The 14,344-nt window shown below is 68.5% G+C and carries 10 protein-coding genes and 1 pseudogene; 6 read left to right on the top strand and 5 right to left on the bottom strand.

From position 1 onward, the window contains the following. Window positions 1–6: 6 nt before the first annotated feature. The 4 genes from secD to queA all read right to left on the bottom strand — a co-directional run bounded on the left by secD (window position 7) and on the right by queA (window position 4,832). The gene (gene secD / locus N4G47_RS07025; protein ID WP_249844288.1) at window positions 7–1,863 is read right to left on the bottom strand and encodes a protein translocase subunit SecD; all 1,857 of its coding nucleotides are present in this window, start codon (window positions 1,861–1,863) and stop codon (window positions 7–9) included. A gap of 61 nt (window positions 1,864–1,924) precedes the next feature. Next, on the bottom strand, window positions 1,925–2,269 hold the full coding sequence (yajC, locus tag N4G47_RS07020; protein WP_006434333.1) for a preprotein translocase subunit YajC: 345 nt from the start codon (window positions 2,267–2,269) through the stop codon (window positions 1,925–1,927). Window positions 2,270–2,403: 134 nt separating this feature from the next. Continuing rightward, a complete protein-coding gene (tgt, locus tag N4G47_RS07015; RefSeq protein WP_006434331.1) occupies window positions 2,404–3,534 on the bottom strand; it encodes a tRNA guanosine(34) transglycosylase Tgt in 1,131 nt (376 codons plus the stop codon). A 230-nt stretch (window positions 3,535–3,764) separates the two neighbouring features. Then, window positions 3,765–4,832 carry a tRNA preQ1(34) S-adenosylmethionine ribosyltransferase-isomerase QueA gene (gene queA, locus N4G47_RS07010; protein ID WP_475286066.1) on the bottom strand — a complete coding sequence of 356 codons (1,068 nt, stop codon included), beginning with the start codon at window positions 4,830–4,832 and terminating at the stop codon, window positions 3,765–3,767. A 203-nt stretch (window positions 4,833–5,035) separates the two neighbouring features. Here queA and N4G47_RS07005 point away from each other — a divergent pair, with 203 nt between their 5' ends. Both N4G47_RS07005 and N4G47_RS07000 read left to right on the top strand, forming a co-directional pair. Beyond that, entirely contained in the window at window positions 5,036–6,538 is a 1,503-nt protein-coding gene (locus tag N4G47_RS07005; protein WP_475289904.1) for an aminotransferase class III-fold pyridoxal phosphate-dependent enzyme, read from the top strand. A gap of 178 nt (window positions 6,539–6,716) precedes the next feature. After that, window positions 6,717–7,310, top strand: coding sequence for an LOG family protein (locus N4G47_RS07000; RefSeq protein ID WP_057498086.1), 594 nt, complete (start codon window positions 6,717–6,719; stop codon window positions 7,308–7,310). A 19-nt stretch (window positions 7,311–7,329) separates the two neighbouring features. Here N4G47_RS07000 and N4G47_RS06995 read toward each other — a convergent pair whose 3' ends face one another. Next, the gene (locus N4G47_RS06995) at window positions 7,330–10,170 is read right to left on the bottom strand and encodes a bifunctional diguanylate cyclase/phosphodiesterase (RefSeq protein ID WP_475286064.1); all 2,841 of its coding nucleotides are present in this window, start codon (window positions 10,168–10,170) and stop codon (window positions 7,330–7,332) included. 247 nt (window positions 10,171–10,417) lie between these two features. On the opposite strand from N4G47_RS06995, the gene N4G47_RS06990 reads away from it, so the two are divergent. The 4 genes and pseudogenes from N4G47_RS06990 to N4G47_RS06975 all read left to right on the top strand — a co-directional run bounded on the left by N4G47_RS06990 (window position 10,418) and on the right by N4G47_RS06975 (window position 14,305). Next, on the top strand, window positions 10,418–10,936 hold the full coding sequence (locus N4G47_RS06990; protein ID WP_475289903.1) for an RNA polymerase sigma factor: 519 nt from the start codon (window positions 10,418–10,420) through the stop codon (window positions 10,934–10,936). Continuing rightward, window positions 10,933–11,903 (top strand): annotated as a pseudogene (locus tag N4G47_RS06985) (hypothetical protein). Before N4G47_RS06990 ends, N4G47_RS06985 begins: the two are co-directional and overlap by 4 nt. A 40-nt stretch (window positions 11,904–11,943) precedes the next feature. Next, window positions 11,944–12,540: an IMPACT family protein gene (locus N4G47_RS06980; RefSeq protein ID WP_249844293.1), complete on the top strand. Its 597-nt coding sequence runs from the start codon at window positions 11,944–11,946 to the stop codon at window positions 12,538–12,540. Further along, window positions 12,533–14,305, top strand: coding sequence for an ABC transporter transmembrane domain-containing protein (locus N4G47_RS06975; RefSeq protein ID WP_475286061.1), 1,773 nt, complete (start codon window positions 12,533–12,535; stop codon window positions 14,303–14,305). Before N4G47_RS06980 ends, N4G47_RS06975 begins: the two co-directional genes overlap by 8 nt. Window positions 14,306–14,344 lie beyond the last annotated feature (39 nt).

The raw sequence follows: 14,344 nt of genomic DNA, 5'->3' as shown, positions 1-14,344 counted from the left end.
GTCCCGTCAGATGGCCACGTTCTGGAGCTTCTTGCGGCGGCCGTAGATCAGCGTCGCCAGCGCACGCGACACGGTGATCGCAGTGAACATGGAGGCGAAAATACCGATGATCATGGTCAGCGCGAAGCCCTTCAGCGGACCGGTACCGAATGCGAACAGCGCCACACCGACGATCAGGCCGGTCAGGTTGGCGTCGAGAATGGTGCCCGAGGCTCGCTCGTAACCGGTCACGATCGCGGTCTTGCCCGGCACGCCGGCACGCAGCTCTTCACGGATACGCTCGTTGATCAGCACGTTGGCGTCCACCGACAGGCCAACCGACAACGCCAGGCCGGCGAAGCCCGGCAGGGTCATGGTCGCGCCGAACAGCGACATCACCGCCACCACGATCAGCAGGTTGAACAGCATCGCCGCCGAGGTGATCACACCGAACATGCGGTAGTACACGCTGAAGAACACCAGGGTGAACAGGAACGCGAACACCACCGCGCGCATGCCGTTCTTGACGTTCTCGGCACCGAGGCTCGGGCCGACCACACGCTCTTCGACGAAGTCCATCGGCGCGGCCAGCGAGCCGGACTTCAGCAGCTTGGCCAGGTCTTCGGCTTCCTTCTTCTGCAGGCCGGTGGTCTGGAAGTTCTTGCCGAACACGCCGTTGATGTTGGCCACCGAGATCACTTCCTCGTTGACCTTGAAGCCACGCACTTCCTGGCCGTCAACCACGGTCACGGTCGGCACGCGCTCGGTGTAGACCACCGCCATCGGCTTGTTCACGTTGGCGCTGGTGAAGTCGAACATGCGCTGGCCACCGACATTGTTCAGCGTCACGCTGACCGCCGGCGAGCCGCTGTTGGAGTCGGTCACCGCCTGCGCGCCGACCATCTGGTCGCCGGTGACGATCACGCGCTTGTTCAGCAGGATCGGGCCGCCACCGTCACGGCGCTGGTAGACCTTGGCTTCCGGCGGGATGCGCCCGGAGCTGATCGCGTCCTGTGCGTTGCCTTCCACCACCGCGCGGTATTCCAGGGTGGCGGTGGCGCCGATCATGCGCTTGGCTTCGGCGGTGTCCTGCACGCCCGGCAGCTGCACGACCACGCGGTCGGCACCCTGGCGCTGGATGATCGGCTCGGCCACGCCGAGCTGGTTCACGCGGTTGCGCAGGGTGTTGATGTTCTGCTCGATGGCACCGTTGGCGATCTGTGCGATCTCGGCTTCCGGCACGGTCACCGTGATGCGGCTGCCACTGACGTCATAGCCGAGGGTCGGCTGCGCCTTGACCAGGGCGGCGCGGGCACGCTGCGCGGCGTCATCGCCGGCGGACGGGCTCAGGTTGGCCACGATGCTGTTGTCCGCACGGCGCTCCACCGACTGGTAGGCGATGCGGGCGTCACGCAGGGTGCTGCGCACGTCTTCGGTATAGGCATCCAGGCGCTTGTCCAGCGCAGCCTTCTGGTCGACCTGCAGCACGAAGTGCACGCCACCCTGCAGGTCCAGGCCCAGCACCATCGGGCGGCCGCCGAGCTTGGACAGCCAGTCCGGCACGGTCGAGGCCAGGTTCAGGGCCACGGTGTACTTTTCACCGACGGTGTCACGCAGCGCATCGCTGGCCGCGGACTGCGCCTTCAGGTCCGGCAGGCGGACGATCAGGCTTTCCCCTTCCTTCTCGGCACCAAGGGTGGTGACACCGGCCGTCTTCAGGTCGGCCAGCACACGGTCGCGCAGCGCATCGTCGATCTGCCCGCCACGGTTGGCGGTGATCTGGATGGCCGGGTCCTTCTGGTAGATGTTGGGCAGCGCGTACAGCGCGCTGAGCGCCAGTACGATCAGGATGACGACGTACTTCCAGCGTGGAAATTCGAGCATTGCTTGGGTCCCGCGCGGCGCCATCCCCGGCGCCGCGGTTGTGCATCGGAAAGGGAGTGGCTTACTGGGCCGACTTCAGGGTGCCGGCCGGCAGCACGTTGCCGACGGCGCCCTTCTGCACGCGGATGCGCACGTTGTCGGCCACTTCGATGGTGATGAAGTTGTCGCCGATGTCGGTGACGATGCCGGCGATGCCGCCGTTGGTCAGCACTTCGTCGCCACGCTTGATCTTCTCCAGCATGGCCTTGTGCTCCTTCTGCCGCTTCATCTGCGGGCGGATCATCAGGAAGTACATGATGGCGATCAGGATGATCGGGAACAGCAGCGTGGTCAGGCCCATGCCCTGCGGTTGGCCGCCGGCGGCCTGGGCGTGGGCGGCGGGAATCAGGAAGGCAAGCAGGTTCATCGTTGGTCCTTTGGTTGGGCGGCGCTCCCGTCCCTTCAGGGGCGGGGGTGTCGACCGCGGATCTGGGTCAGCCTTGAAGTATGCCACGGCCCCAGGCGTTCGTCCTTGGGCCGTTCGGCAGGGGGCATCCGGAGTTACAGGGGCGGGGCCACCGCCCCACGTGCCGCGTAGAAGGACTCGCGGAAGGCCAGGAAGGTTCCCGCCTCGATCGCGGCCCGGATGTCGGCCATCAGCTTTTCGTAATAGAACAGGTTGTGCAGGGTGCCCAGCATCGGCGCCAGCATCTCGTTGCAGCGGTCCAGGTGGCGCAGGTAGGAGCGGGTATAGCCGCCGGTGCAGGCCACGCATCCGCAGCCCGGCTCGATCGGGTCCATGTCGCGCGCGTACTGGGAGTTGCGGATGCGAACGGTGCCGAACGAGGTGAAATAGTGGCCGTTGCGCGCATTGCGGGTCGGCATCACGCAATCGAACATGTCCACGCCGCGGGCCACGCCCTCCACCAGGTCCTCCGGCCGGCCCACGCCCATCAGGTAGCGCGGGCGGTCGCCGGGCAGCTCCGGGTCCAGGTGGTCGAGCATGGCATTGCGCTCGTGCTCGGGCTCGCCCACGGCCAGGCCGCCGATGGCGTAGCCGTCGAAGCCGATCGCCTGCAGGGCCTCGGCCGAGCGGCTACGCAGGTCGGTATGCACCCCGCCCTGCACGATGCCGAACAGGGCCGCGTCGTTGCCCAGCTCGTCATGCGCGTTGCGGCTGCGCTGGGCCCAGCGCAGGCTCAGCTCCATCGAACGACGGGCGACGTCCTCGGTGGCCGGGTACGGGGTGCACTCATCGAAGATCATCACCACGTCCGAATCGAGCACCTTCTGAATCTTCATGCTCTCCTCCGGACCCAGGAACACGCGGGCACCGTCGGTCGGCGAGGCGAAGGTCACGCCCTGCTCGGTGATCTTGCGGCGATGGGCCAGCGAGAACACCTGGAAGCCGCCGGAGTCGGTCAGGATCGGGCCATCCCAGCGGCAGAAGCCATGCAGGCCGCCGTGGTCGGCGATGATGTCCAGGCCCGGGCGCAGGTACAGGTGGAAGGTGTTGCCGAGGATGATCTCAGCGCCCAGCGCGCGCACCTGGTCCGGCAGGATGCCCTTGACCGAGCCATAGGTACCCACCGGCATGAAAGCCGGCGTTTCCACCGTGCCACGCGGGAAGGTCAGGCGGCCACGACGGGCACGGCCGTCGCGGGTCTTGAGCTGGAACTGCAGTCGGGACATGGAGCGGTCGTTCAGGCAAATAGTCGCCTATTGTCTCCCAAAACCGCCCTTCCTGCTCCGGCGGCGCCGGGCGGTGCCCGGCGGAGCGGTCCGCCCGGGATGGCCGGGGCTGCCGAATTCATCCACGCATGGCGGTAGTAGAGCCACGCCATGCGTGGATTCGATGTTCCGGGCGCGACCCGTGCGCACCAACGGCGCGCCCCCACCACAAGCAGGCAGAGGTCAGCCCCCTACCCCGCCTGCGGGAACAGCAGCATGGCGTCGCCGTAGCTGAAGAAGCGGTAGCGCTGCTCGATCGCGTGCTGGTAGGCCTCGAATACGCGCTCCTTGCCGGCAAACGCGGAAATCATCATCAACAGCGTGCTTTCCGGCAGGTGGAAGTTGGTCACCATCGCGTCGACGCTGCGGATGCGATAGCCCGGGGTGATGAAGATCTGGGTCTCGCCGGCGAACGGCAGCAGTTCGCCATCGCGCATCGCGCTTTCCAGCGCGCGCACCACGGTGGTGCCGACGCCGATCACCCGGCCGCCGGCCGCGCGCGTACGCCGCACCTGCTGCACCAGTTCGGCGCCGACGTTCAGCCACTCGCGGTGCATCACGTGGTCCTTCAGGTCATCGGCACGGACCGGCTGGAAGGTGCCGGCACCCACGTGCAGGGTGACGTGGCCGAAGTCCACGCCCTTGTCCTTCAGCGCGGCCAGTAGCGGTTCGTCGAAGTGCAGGCCGGCCGTTGGCGCGGCCACCGCGCCCACTTCGCGCGCGAACACGGTCTGGTAGCGCTCGCGGTCGTCCACGCCCGGTTCGCGCTGGATGTACGGCGGCAGCGGCAGGCGGCCGGCATGCAGCAGCCACTGCTCCAGCGACTCCGGCACATGGAACTGCAGCACGTAGAACTCGCCATCACGGCCCAGCACTTCCGCTTCGCCGCCCGCGTCCAGCGCGATGCGGCTGCCGGCCTTCGGCGACTTGCTGGCACCGACCTGCGCGCGGGCCTGCTGGCCACCGAGCAGGCGCTCGATCAGGATCTCCACGCGGCCACCACTGGCCTTCTGCCCGAACAGGCGCGCCGGGATCACCCGGGTATCGTTGAACACCAGCAGGTCGCCCGGCTGCAGCAGCGACGGCAGATCGCGCACCTGCAGGTCGGTGAAGGCGGCCGGCGCTGCGGGCACCAGCATCAGACGGCTGGCGGAGCGTTCGGCCAGGGGCGCCTGCGCGATCAGTTCAGCCGGCAGGTCGTAATGGAAATCGGACTTCTTCAAGGCAGTGGGCGGCAACAGGTCGACAATGGCGCGCATTGTACGGCCAGCGTCTGCGAGCCGGCGTGCTTCGCGGCGAACGTCGCGCAAAATGCTGCTATGCAGCAGGTTTTTGCGGGGTTATCGCGCAAAAAAACAAGTGCTAGCATCGAGTTGGAAGTCCGCTGCACGAGCCTGCCCCAAGCGCGCGTGATGACGCGCGTTTTGCTTTTGAAGGCCCGTGCGACCCAACGTTTCAGGAGATCTGCAATGAGCTTCATCGAACGCCTCGCCCCCTGCGCAGCCAGCCCGGCACTCGTCTCACCACCGGCCTGGACGACGCGACCCTGACCGCTCTGTCCGCCAACCACCCGCAGCTGATCGCCGCCGTGGACGCGGCCGCCGAGGAATTCGCGCGCGTGCAGGCCGACCTGGGGCCGCTGCTGGCGCAGGACGAACAGGCGCAGATCGATGCGATGCAGGACGGTTTCGTCAACTTCTATGCCGATGACGCGGTGACCCCGTACGTGGCGCTGGCCGCGCGCGGCCCGTGGGTGGTCACCCTGAAGGGCGCGGTGCTGTACGACGCCGGTGGCTACGGCATGCTCGGCTTCGGGCACACCCCGGACGTGGTGCTGGAGGCGATGGCGCGTCCGCAGGTGATGGCCAACATCATGACCCCCAGCCTGTCGCAGCAGCGCTTCATCAGCGCCCTGCGTGCGGAGATCGGCCACCGCCGTGGCGGCTGCCCGTTCACCCGCTTCATGTGCCTGAACTCCGGCTCCGAGGCGGTCGGCCTGGCCGCGCGCATCGCCGACGTCAACGCCAAGCTGCAGACCGACCCGGGCGCACGCCACGCCGGCGCCGCGATCAAGCGCGTGGTGGTCAAGGGCAGTTTCCATGGCCGCACCGATCGGCCGGCGCTGTACTCCGATTCCAGCCGCAAGAGCTACCTGCAGCACCTGGCCAGCTACCGCGGCGAGGACTCGGTGATCACCGTGGCGCCGTACGACGAGGCCGGCCTGCGCAAGGTGTTCGAGGATGCCGCGCGCAACCAGTGGTTCATCGAGGCGGTGTTCCTGGAGCCGGTGATGGGCGAAGGCGACCCGGGCCGTTCGGTGCCGCCGTCCTTCTATGCCGTTGCCCGTGAGCTGACCCGCGCGCACGGCAGCCTGCTGCTGCTCGACTCGATCCAGGCCGGCCTGCGTGCGCATGGCGTGCTGTCGGTGGTCGACTATCCAGGCTTTGAAGGCCTGGACCCGCCGGACATGGAGACCTACTCCAAGGCGCTCAACGCCGCGCAGTTCCCGCTGTCGGTGCTGGCGGTGACCGACCATGCCGCACAGCTGTACCGCAAGGGCATCTATGGCAACACCATGACCAGCAACCCGCGTGCACTGGACGTGGCCTGCGCCACGCTGGCGCAGCTGACCCCGCAGGTGCGCGCCAACATCGCCGAGCGCGGCGCCGAAGCGGTGCGCAAGCTGGAGCAGCTCAGGAGCGAGCTGGGCGGCCTGATCACCAAGGTGCAGGGTACCGGCCTGCTGTTCTCCTGTGAGCTGGCCCCACAGTTCAAGTGCTACGGCACCCACTCCACCGAGGAATGGCTGCGCCAGCACGGCATCAACGTGATCCACGGTGGCGAGAACTCGCTGCGCTTCACCCCGCACTTCGGCATGGACAGCGAGGAGCTGGACCTGCTGGTGGGCATGGTCGGCCGCGCCCTGCGTGAAGGCCCGCGCCGGGAGCAGGCCGCAGCAGCGTAAGCCCCCGCTTTTGTAGAGTCGAGCTTGCTCGACTGGGCCGTTGCCGGGATCTGAATGAAGAGCCGTCGAGCAAGCTCGACGCTACGGAAAGCCTCATACTCTACGCACACCCCGTCGCTGACCGTCCTTCGGTCGGCGACGGGGCGTTTTCGTTTCCGGCCAAGAAACAGGAATATCCATGAAATCGATCTGTGTGTACTGTGGCTCCAACGCTGGCAGCAAGCCGGCCTATACCGAACGCGCCATTGCGCTGGGTGACCGCATCGCCCGCGATGGCCTGCGCCTGGTGTACGGCGGCGGCAACGTCGGCCTGATGGGCACCGTGGCCAATGCCGTGCTGGCCGCCGGCGGCGAAGTGACCGGCGTGATTCCGCGCCAGCTGGCCGACTGGGAAGTGGCCCATCGCGGCCTGACCGAACTGGAGATCGTCGGCTCGATGCATGAGCGCAAGTCGCGCATGTTCGATCTGGCCGATGGCTTCGTCGCCCTGCCCGGCGGTTTCGGCACCCTGGAAGAGATCTTCGAGATGCTGACCTGGCGCCAGCTGGGCATCGGCAACAAGCCGTGCGCCTTCCTCGATGTGGACGGCTTCTACGCGCCGCTGATCGGCATGATCGATCGCATGGTGGAAGAGCGCTTCCTGCACCCGGACCAGCGCCAGGATCTGTGGTACGGCTCGGACATCGACGCGATGCTGGCCTGGATGCGCAATTACCAGCCGGCCCAGGCGTCCAAGTGGATCGACGAGAAGCGCCGCGCCGCCCTGCGCTGAGATGGCAACACGCGGCCGCTCAGGCTGCCGCGTGCGCCCACGGTGCGGGCCGGCCCAACAGGTAGCCCTGCCCGTAGTCACAGCCGAGTTCGCACAGGGTCTGCCGCTGCGCCTCGGTTTCGATGCCTTCACCGATGGTTTCAATGCCCAGCGTTCGTGCCAGTGACAGCACACCTTCCACCAGCGCGCGCGTGCTGTGCACTTCCGGGCCGTGCAGCCCGGCAATGAAGCTCTGGTCGATCTTCAACGTGCTGATCGGGAAACGGTGCAGGTAGGACAGCGCCGAGAAGCCGGTACCGAAATCGTCCAGCTGCACCTGGATGCCACGCTCGCGCAGGCCCTGCAGGATGCGCAGCGTGTGCGGGCCATCGTCCAGCAGCGCCACCTCGGTGATCTCCAGCCGCAGCCGGCGCGGGTCGGCGCCGCAGGCATCGAGCAGGCCGAACAGGCGGGTGCTGAAACCGGCCGAGCGGAAATGGCGCGGCGATACGTTCACCGAGACGTAGCCCTGCCCGCCTTCGGCCAGGCCAGCGATGACCTGTTCGTAGATCAGCCAGTCAACCTGCTCGATCAGGCCACTCTCCTCGCCCAGCTCGAGGAACGCGCCGGGCAGCAGCAGGCCGCGGCGCTCATGCTGCCAGCGCAGCAGCGCTTCGTGGCCGACCACCTCGCCGTCGCACAGGCGCACGATTGGCTGGTAGAACGGCACGAAGTCGCGGTTGTTGATGGCACGGCGCAGATCGGCCTCCAGATCGAGGCTGCGCATGGCCTGCTCGCGCATGTCCTCATCGAAGATCGCGCAACGATCATGGCCCTGCGCCTTGGCCCGGTACATGGCCGCGTCCGCATCGCGCAGCAGCTCCTCGCCGGTGCGATAGCGCGGGTTCCACAAGGCAATGCCCAGGCTTCCGGACGGGAACAGTTCGCGCCCAGCGATCCACATCGATTCCTGCAGGGCCAGCAGCAACCGCTGGCCGAAGTCCAGTGCCTGTGCCAGCCCCTGCGGGCATTGCAGCAGCACCGCGAACTCGTCGCCGCCCAGCCGCGCCACCACGTCACCGGAACCAGCCATCGATACGATGCGCTTGGCCACTTCCACCAGCATGCGGTCGCCCGCAGCATGGCCGATGCTGTCGTTGACCAGCTTGAACCGGTCCAGGTCGAGGAACAGCACGGCGAACACCGGGCCGCCCTCGCGCCGGGCCAGCGCCAGCGCGTCCTGCAGCCGATCGAGCAGATGCAGGCGATTGGGCAGGCCGGTCAACGCGTCGTGCATCGCCTGGTGGGTCAAGCGCTGTTCGGCGCGCAGGCGCTCGCCAATCTGGCCGAGCAGCTTCTCGTTGACCTCGGCCAGCTCGCGGGTGCGCTCTTCCACGCGCTTTTCAAGTTCGGCGTGCGCAGAACGCAGCCGCTGCTGGTCGCGCTGGCGGGCCAGACCGGTACCAATGTTCTGCGCGACGAACGTCAGCAGGCGCTGGTCATGCACGCTGAACGTGCTGTTCTGGCTGTAGCTCTGCACCACGATCGCACCCACCACCTCGTCGTCGCGCAGCAGCGGCACGCCCAGCCAGCAGTGCGAGCGGGCGCCGTGTTCACGCACCTCGCCGGCGGCCAGCAGCGCATCGATCTGCGCACGTGAGGCCAGCAACGGCCGTCGGTTGCGCACCACGTACTCGGTCAGCCCGCGACTGAACGGCCGCGGTGCGCGGCTGGCGTTGTGTTCATCCACCGAGTAGACGAAGTCCAGCCCATTGCCGGCGGCATTGACCAGTGCGATGTAGAAGTTGCGGGCGTCGAGCAGGCGCCCGACCACGCCGTGCACCTGGCCGTAGAACTGGGCCAGGCTGTCGGCCGACATCGCCATTTCGGCGATGTTGTACAGCGCGGTCTGCAGCTGCTCGGCGCGACGCCGCTCGGCCACTTCGTCCTGCAGGCTGCGGTTGGCGCGCTGCAGCTCCTGCGTGCGCCGCTCCACCTGCTGCTCCAGCCGCACCTGGGCCTGGCGCCGGTCCATCGCGGTCTGCACGTGCTGGGCAACGAAGCCCAGCAGGGCACGCTCGGCTTCACCATAGCGGGCCGCCCGTTCATAGCTCTGCACCACGATGGCGCCGCACACCCGGCCATCGCGCAGCATCGGTACGCCCAGCCAGTCCAGGCTTTCCGGCCCCCGCTGCGGATCGTGCTCCTGCTCGACCACGCGGGCCAGCAGCTCACGCGAAGGGCCACTGAGCGGCTTGCCATGGCGCAACAGTGCCACGGTCAGGCTGCGCGGCATCTCGCTGGCGTCGTGGCTCTGCGATGGATCAGCCACGAAGTCATCCACCTGGTCTGCGAAATACAGGAAGCGGATCTGGTCGCGTACGTCGTCGTACTCGACGATGTAGCAGTTCTCCGCGTACATCAGCGTGCCCAGCACGCCGTGCACATGGCGCAGCATCTCGGCCATTTCCAGGTCGGCGCCGGCCAGGTCGGCGATCTGGAACAGTGCCTGCTGCAGGCGTTCGGCTTCTTCCAGCGCCTTGATCTGGCCGGCCTGGCGGCCGCGCTGCAGGGCCAGCTCCATGGCCTGCCGGGCCAGCCCCCACCATGCTGCGGAAGGTACCGCGCCCTCCACCGACAAACGCAGGCGCGCGCCATCGTGCACCCAGCCGTGGCTGCCGTCGTCGCCGCCCTGGATCGCGGCGCCTGCGGTTACGGCAACGGGCGGCCAGCCGGCTTGGCCGCTGCCCAGCTGCGGATCGTCCCAGCCCACGCGGACCACGGCCGGATCGGGCAACAGCCCATGCAATGCGCGCACCAGCGCCGTGCTCAGCACGGCCTCGTGTGGTGGCTCTTCCGCCGGTTCAACATGCGTGGACAAATGACAATCTCTTGGCACCGTCTGAGCGGCACCTCCCCTGAGCCGACGAGCATAGCGCGCCACCCGGGGGGCAATGGAAGCCCGCGAACCCCGAATCGTGCGCCCGTACGTTTTTCCTGTTGCCCGCCTCCCCTTCGCCGCCATGACCCTCGCCCTTGCCGCCCTCCCCACCGGCTATGCGCCATCGCCTCCAGGCCTTACCCTGTATGCCGTGGAAGCCAGCGCACTGCCAACCGATGAAGCCTTGATGCTGGCCTGGGCCGGTGGCGATCTGCATGCGTTCGAGAGCCTGTATGCGCGCCACCGCAAGCGCCTGTTCGGCTTTCTGCTGCGGCACCTGCGCGACAACGCGCTGGCCGAGGAGATCTTCCAGGATGTGTGGCAACGGGTCATCAGTGCCCGCGCCGGCTGGCAACCTGAGGCCGCGTTCAGCACCTGGCTGTTCCGTATCGCGCACAACCGCCTGAACGACCACTGGCGTGCCGCCCGCCATCGCCCGGCAGCACCGGCCGACGCCGACCTGCGCCTGGCCGCGCTTGAAGACGGGCAGACCCCGGAAGCTGAACTGTCCGAATTCGAACAGCGTCGCCGCATCCAACGGGCGATGGAAGAACTGCCGCCCGAGCAGCGCGAAGTGCTGCAACTGCGGCTGGATCAGGAACTGAGCCTGGAGGAAATCGGCCAGATCACCGGCGTAGGCCGGGAAACCGTGAAATCGCGGCTGCGCTATGCGATGGACAAGCTGCGTGCGGGATTGAACGCATGAACCGAGACGAACCGCTGACGCCGGAAGAACGCGAACTGGCACGCCTGCTCGGCCGTCGTGCTGAACAGGCACCGCCGGCCGCGCTGGATGCTGCCATCCTGGCCGCTGCCCGTGCAGCGGTGGACGCACCGGCCGTCGATACCGCTGCGGCGTCGCGCACGCCGCGCAGGCGGCCACGCTGGCCAGCGGTGTTCGGCATCGCCGCGTCGATGGTCTTCGCCATCGGCATCGCCTGGCAGCTGCGTCCCGAGCCTCCGCCGATCCCGGCCAGCGAAGCCGCGGTGGCGACAGCACCGGCTGCCGCCGATCAGACCACTGAAAACCGTGCAGCGGACGCAGCGATGGCGCCCCCGAAGCGGCCGCTGCAGCACCGGCAGCCCCGCAGGCGGCGCCCATGGCAGCTCCGGCCCCGGCCATCGCCCGCACAGCCAGACCCGCGCCCGCAGAAGCCACGCCAGCGCCACCGCCGGCACCGGCGAAGGCAGAGGCCGCCCGCGCACGCACCGCGGAACCGGCCGCCGACACGTCTTTTGCAGCGCTGCCGCCGCCGGCGCCGCCCGCGCCTCCTGCACCCGTTGCCTATTCGGCGCCGATGCCGGCCTCCGCACCGGCTGCGGCCGCGGCCATGAAGGCAGACAACGATGCGGCCCCCATGGCCAGCGCGGCGAGCGTCGAACAGGCGCCGGCACTGGATCGCGTCGAGGTCACCGCGAGCAAGCGCGTGGCCACCAGCCGGTCGGCGCCCGGCGTCATGCGCCGCAGCGGCAATGCGGGTCTCAGCGCGGACGCAGTTCAGGCCGAAGTGAACGCCGACGCCCGCCTGCCGCGCCGGCAATGGCTGCAGAAGATCCGCGAACGCCGCGACCAGGGCCAGCGCGATCTTGCCCGCGCCAGCCTGGAGCGCTATGTGCAGCAGTATCCGGAAGCACGCCTGCCGCGTGACCTGCGCCCGCTGCTGGACGAGTGAAAGCAGCGGCCACGGCCGGCAACCCCGTAGAATGAGCGGGATGCCCGATACTCTCGCCCAGCCGGCCAGCCACACACTGGACGTCAAGCACAGCCGCTTCATCGCCCACGCCACGGCAATCGACGGTGCCACGGCGGCACTGGCGTTCCTGCAGCAGGTGGCGGTGGCCGATGCCACGCACAACTGCTGGGCCTACCGGCACGGCCAGGACTATCGCTCCAGCGACGACGGCGAGCCTGCAGGCACCGCCGGGCGGCCGATCCTGGCCGCGATCGACGGCCAGGGCTTCGACCGGGTGATGGTGGTGGTGACGCGCTGGTACGGCGGCATCAAGCTCGGTGCCGGCGGCCTGGTGCGCGCCTATGGGGGCGCCGCCGCCGAGTGCCTGCGTACCGCGCCGCGGCTGCCGCTGGTGGCCATGACCCGGTTGCAGCTGCTGGCCGGTTTCGAGGACCTGGGTACCCTGCATGCCGCCCTGCCCGCTTTCGGCGCCGAAAAACGCGATGAACAGTTCGATGCCAACGGCGTGTGCCTGCGGGTCGAATTGCCCGCCGATCAGGCCGACGCATTGAAAATCCGCCTGCGCGACGCCACCCGTGACCGTATCCGCATACAAGACGACGACCAGGATGACTGACAAGGACGGCGCCCCCGCCTCGACCCCGCCATTGCGCCGCCTCGGCAGCCTGCGCACGTTGTGGCCGTTCGTGCGCCGCCACAGCGGCCTGTTCAGTGCCTGGCTGCTGGCCCTGGCGGTGTCTTCGGCGGCCACGCTGAGCCTGCCGCCGGCGGTGAAGCAGATGATCGATCACGGCTTCAGCAGCGGCGGCCAGATCAACCGCGCCTTTGCCCTGTTGATGCTGGTCGCCGTGGTGCTGGCGCTGGCCACCGCCGCGCGCTTCTACTTCGTCTCGCTGCTGGGCGAAAAGGTCGTGGCCGACCTGCGCAGCCGCCTGTACGCACACCTGATCCAGCTGGGCGCCGGCTTCCATGACCGCAGCCGCAGCGGCGAGCTGGTCTCGCGCCTGACCGCCGACAGCGAGCTGCTGCGCAGCGTGGTCGGCTCCACCATGTCGGTGGCCCTGCGCAGCAGCGTCACCGTGGTCGGCAGCCTGGCGATGCTGTTCGTGACCAGCCCGCGCCTGGCCGCGTGGTCACTGCTGGGCATTCCGCTGGCGGTGCTGCCGATCATCATCGGCGCACGCAAGCTGCGCACCGTTGCGCGCAGCAGCCAGGACCGCATCGCCGACGCCAACAGCCTGGCCAGCGAGACCCTGGGCGCGGTGCGCACGGTGCAGGCCCACGCACGCGAGCCCTACGAGCGTGGCCGCTTCGACCACGCGCTGGGCGATGCGATCAAGGCCGCCCGCCGTCGCATCGGCGCGCAGTCGCTGGTCACCGCCAGCGCCATCCTGCTGGTATTCGGCGCCATCGTCGGCGTGCTGTGGCTGGGCGCGCACGATGTCATCGATGGCCGCCTCAGCGCCGGCACCCTGGGCCAGTTCGTGCTGTACGCGCTCATTGGCGGCGGCTCGGTCGGTGCGCTGGCGGAAGTCTGGAACGAACTGCAGCGCGCGGCCGGCGGCATGGGCCGCATCGGTGAACTGCTGCAGGAAGACATCGAGATCCGCGCGCCGGCGCAGCCGCACGTGCTGCCGCAGCCGCTGCGGGGCGAGATCCAGTTCGAGGATGTGGTGTTCCACTATCCGCAGCGACCGGACCAGGCCGCGCTGGACCACTTCAACCTGCACGTGCGCCCGGGCGAGACCGTGGCCCTGGTCGGCCCGTCGGGCGCGGGCAAGAGCACGGTGCTGTCGATGCTGCTGCGCTTCCACGATCCGGCCGGCGGCCGCATCTGCGTGGATGGCATCGACGTGCGCCAGGTCGACCCGGCCGAGCTGCGCGCGCAGCTGGCACTGGTGCCGCAGCAGCCGACGCTGTTCGCCGCCAGCGCGCGTGACAACATCCGCTATGGCCGCCTGCAGGCCAGCGACGCCGAGGTCGAAGACGCCGCACGTGCCGCCGAGGCCGATGGCTTCCTGCGCGCGTTGCCGCACGGCTATGACAGCGAACTGGGCGAGCGCGGCGCGCGCCTGTCCGGCGGGCAGCAGCAGCGCGTGGCGATTGCCCGCGCACTCTTGAAGGACGCACCGATCCTGCTGCTGGACGAAGCCACCAGTGCACTGGATGCGCAGAGTGAATACGGCGTGCAGCAGGCGCTGGAGCGGCTGATGGCCGGTCGCACCACGCTGGTCATCGCCCACCGCCTGGCCACCGTGCTCAAGGCCGACCGCATCGTGGTGATGGACCAGGGCCGCATCGTGGCCGAAGGCACGCATGCACAGCTGCTGGCCGAAGGCGGTCTGTACGCTGAACTGGCACGACTGCAGTTCATCGATTGATGACGGCCACCTAACATCGGCGGGGCGAAGCTGGCGGCG

The organism is Stenotrophomonas sp. GSD10, from assembly GCF_056172695.1.
This window is presented reverse-complemented; position numbering and strand designations above follow the sequence as displayed.

Excerpts from the sequence above, each read along its gene's own strand:
- N4G47_RS07000 (WP_057498086.1), top strand. The coding sequence starts at position 6,717 with ATGAAATCGATCTGTGTGTACTGTGGCTCCAACGCTGGCAGCAAGCCG.
- queA (WP_475286066.1), bottom strand. The coding sequence starts at position 4,832 with ATGCGCGCCATTGTCGACCTGTTGCCGCCCACTGCCTTGAAGAAGTCC.
- secD (WP_249844288.1), bottom strand. The coding sequence starts at position 1,863 with ATGCTCGAATTTCCACGCTGGAAGTACGTCGTCATCCTGATCGTACTG.
- N4G47_RS06990 (WP_475289903.1), top strand. The coding sequence starts at position 10,418 with ATGCTGGCCTGGGCCGGTGGCGATCTGCATGCGTTCGAGAGCCTGTAT.
- N4G47_RS06975 (WP_475286061.1), top strand. The coding sequence starts at position 12,533 with ATGACTGACAAGGACGGCGCCCCCGCCTCGACCCCGCCATTGCGCCGC.
- yajC (WP_006434333.1), bottom strand. The coding sequence starts at position 2,269 with ATGAACCTGCTTGCCTTCCTGATTCCCGCCGCCCACGCCCAGGCCGCC.
- tgt (WP_006434331.1), bottom strand. The coding sequence starts at position 3,534 with ATGTCCCGACTGCAGTTCCAGCTCAAGACCCGCGACGGCCGTGCCCGT.
- N4G47_RS06980 (WP_249844293.1), top strand. The coding sequence starts at position 11,944 with ATGCCCGATACTCTCGCCCAGCCGGCCAGCCACACACTGGACGTCAAG.